We start from the raw sequence: 3,290 nt of genomic DNA, 5'->3' as shown, positions 1-3,290 counted from the left end.
CAATTCGTATCGGTTGGTAGTTGTTCATTAATCATCCTTTGTAGGTATCTCTGGTGGCCTTAACGGGCACCGTTTATTATCAAAAACTAAAACAATCAAGTTGAAGTTGTAGGTTCTTTGCCCCCTCTCGATGCTTTTCGTATAAGGCTTCTAACTCTGGAATTGCTTCGATGATGCCGTCGGCAGAAACATTAGCGAGTTCCTTAGGCTCAATTTTATGTAGACCTCCACCATAAACCCTGCCATTTCCCATCATGGAATCGACATTAATATTATTCAGTTCCGCCCATATTTTCTCAAGCAAAGCGTCATTTTTCTCAATAGCGTCTCTCAGATAATCTTTCGGATAGAGCACCAAGTAGGAATTGGCGACAATAGCTTTTGAGCGATTTAAGATAAACCGGAAAGGCTTGCTCTTATCTAAATGACGTCCCATATACGTACAAATAAAAGGCGATGCAGACCGTTTCTCTTGTGTATACCAGGGTGACCTGTGCATACATAGATACCGATTATTAATTTCTTTTTCTTTTCCAGACTCCAAATAATGCCAAAGCGCGGGATACTTTTCTTTAACTTCATGCTCTGGCAAATCGCACGAAAGCAAGAACAGTTTTTGCTCTAATATTGGATTGCCGATATGGTCAGCCTGAATTCTATCAACCGAAAGAAACCGCGGACTAGGCAAAATCGGTATCAAGAATTCGTCTGGTATTCTGTATTCTTCCACTCTTTTTGAATCTAACATGAAGAATTCGTTTGAACCTGTGGCAATACCACGCTTGACATAAAATAGATCAGATAATTTAATTTCATCTTTGTCTGGTCTTCCTCCACCAACATCAAATACAAGCCTTGTCCACTTATTAGCTCTTCTTAATTCCTCTGCTGTTATTTTTTTACATATTCTAGGATTATTAAGTGTGCCGCCATATGTAAACTCAATTTGATGGCCCGAGTTCGGGCTTGTCTTTTCAAACCATACAACTGCTGATGAAACCAGCGCATCGTCAAATTGAACATCATTAGGATCAAAACGATGAATTCTTATAAGTCTAACTTTATTAAGCAGATATTCTTTAACTCCCCTGCCATAATTCACATCCATGAATTCACTCGGGATAAGCCAACCGGCCAAACCATTTTCCGGCATCCATGCATGTGATAAGAGCAAGAAGTAGCAATAATATCCAGATAGACCATTCAGTTTTATGCCAGTAACCATTCGTGTAAGTGCCTGAAGTCTTATCTTCTCTTGATTTGATAAGTGATGGTGCCTAACATACGGTGGATTGCAAATGATTAGATTAGGCCTGTCTTCATCGATTTCTGGCAGTACAGCCTTTGTAAAGTCACCTATGTTTAGTCTCAATAAAGATTCATTCCATAATCCTATGGCTTCATTTGCATATTGGAGGTCAATTTCAAAACCAGCAGCGCTCTCAATTCTTTGCGATTGGAATGTCCTTAAAAGCGCGGAATAAAATGAACCTGTGCCAAAAGCCGGATCTAAAAAGCGGATTTTGTTATCCGCCGGCAAAAGGTCTTTTGCATATTCTAAAATCTCTGTCGCTAGCTCCGTGGGCGTTGCGAATTGCCCTAATTTGTTTCTTTCAGCTTGGCTCTTTAAAGCATCCAGCCGATTTTGAATTTCTAAGCGTGAACATTCTAACAGTTCGATTGCTGCCATGTCTAAACTCCAAATTCTGCTAGATCATCTATCCGGTGTTCCCAAACCCAATCTATACCCTCTGCTGCCTCATATCCCAAATAACCGCTATCGAAGTAGCCACAAAGGAATAATATAAACCGCACATCTTTTCCATAATTTCTCCGTAATTGAGCGACTTTAATCGCTTCTTCCTTTCGGCGTTTGTTGACATTTGTAAAATTACCGGCAGATTTAGCTTCTATAAGAAGAGGCAAATCTCCAGGCTTAGAACTAAGCGGCATAACAGCAACATCTATTGGTATATTAATCTGAGTTTCTCCACCTTCAAGTTTGACAGGAACATTTAAATGAAACGCAAATGTGCCGGGCTGCATGGCGTTAAACTTTAGACCCTCGCCTGCGCTTATATAGGTATATTCCCTTCGCTCCAGCCACTCTTTTATGAGGCTTAACTGCCGTTTTTCCTGTGCATTTCTTATTATCGGGTCAGCAACTGCCCCACAAAGACGATCAGCAACTATGGTCGCAGCGCGATTAATTTCTTCTTGAGCTGGTCTCTTTTCGGTTTCTAACCAAGTGAAAATATCTTTATCGGCCAACTTCATTATTGCATCACCGATTCTTTTAAGCTCCTCGTTTACTTTAGAGGCTTCCGTTTTGGGTGGTATTTTACAATCTAGTTCCATGCACTTTACTAAATGGGGCGATATTCCAGCGAGGCCGATTAACCTATCTCGTGCTATGGGTGGCGCCGTTGACATGCGAAGTATCGGTAAAACAGAGGGATTCTCGTGCAGCATACTAGGTGATATGTCCTTTAAGTTGTTTGTTTTTTCTAGCGCTGATTCAACTTGCTGCGTCGTTTCTACTCTTGTATCCCTATATGCTTTTGGGGCGAATTTCATAAACCAATCATTATAACAATCAACAGATTGGGCTATATCTGATTTCCATCTAGTTGGCTTATCAGCATTTATCGCCATACTTGCTCCTTCACAGACAAATAATACTTTATTATATCGCTGAATTTAATAGCGATAATGTTCATATTTTAATACAGAAATAAGTGATTCCATAGGTATAAAAACGAACGTGTGTTTGCCCTATATGCTACTCTATACAAGCATATCAGTCAAACAGTAAATGATAAAGCGTCTGAATCCCACTGGTGTCCCCGGCCACATTAATTGAGCAATAACCTTCCGATTTTGGACAAATTAATTGTTCCTCTAATGGTAGTTACTACGATAAGAGGTGACATAAATGCTTCAAAAGCAAACAAGGCAGAAGCTACTCTTAACCCTAGTTTTTGGGCGCATGCTGGTCTTTATTACTTCAGTGCCAGCTTGGACATTATCTCAAGGGATTGGGTTTGATGAAGGAGGTTTAGGTAATTATAACTACGGATAATCGATCTTGTTATGACTATGGCTTCAAACTCAAAAACAAAAAGGTCAGCGACACAAAGTTCACTGACCTTTTCGACGGTATCTTTAACCAAAGTTTGAATAAGGACTATCTGGTGGAGATAGGGGGACTCGAACCCCCGACCTCTGCATTGCGAACGCAGCGCTCTCCCAGCTGAGCCATATCCCCAAATCATTTTGTCTTGTAAAAT

Annotated in this window: 2 protein-coding genes and 1 tRNA gene; all 3 read right to left on the bottom strand. The window is 40.4% G+C overall.

Annotation, left to right across the window (positions count from 1 at the left end; all coding sequences use genetic code 11):
• Positions 1 to 79: 79 nt before the first annotated feature.
• The 3 genes from COY37_RS05720 to COY37_RS05710 all read right to left on the bottom strand — a co-directional run bounded on the left by COY37_RS05720 (position 80) and on the right by COY37_RS05710 (position 3,268).
• Positions 80 to 1,690 (bottom strand): Eco57I restriction-modification methylase domain-containing protein, encoded by a 1,611-nt coding sequence (locus COY37_RS05720; RefSeq protein WP_286679272.1) that lies wholly within the window; start codon positions 1,688 to 1,690, stop codon positions 80 to 82.
• Positions 1,691 to 1,692: 2 nt separating this feature from the next.
• A complete protein-coding gene (locus COY37_RS05715) occupies positions 1,693 to 2,655 on the bottom strand; it encodes a XamI family restriction endonuclease (RefSeq protein WP_286679271.1) in 963 nt (320 codons plus the stop codon).
• 537 nt (positions 2,656 to 3,192) lie between these two features.
• Positions 3,193 to 3,268, bottom strand: a tRNA-Ala gene (locus COY37_RS05710).
• Positions 3,269 to 3,290 lie beyond the last annotated feature (22 nt).

Origin of the sequence: Candidatus Aquicultor secundus, assembly GCF_002791875.1 — a bacterium.
Lineage (GTDB): Bacteria > Actinomycetota > Aquicultoria > Aquicultorales > Aquicultoraceae > Aquicultor_A > Aquicultor_A secundus.
This window is presented reverse-complemented; position numbering and strand designations above follow the sequence as displayed.

Bases quoted from the DNA above. Each gene is read 5' to 3' on its own strand.
- COY37_RS05720 (WP_286679272.1), bottom strand. From the start codon at position 1,690: ATGGCAGCAATCGAACTGTTAGAATGTTCACGCTTAGAAATTCAAAAT.
- COY37_RS05715 (WP_286679271.1), bottom strand. From the start codon at position 2,655: ATGGCGATAAATGCTGATAAGCCAACTAGATGGAAATCAGATATAGCC.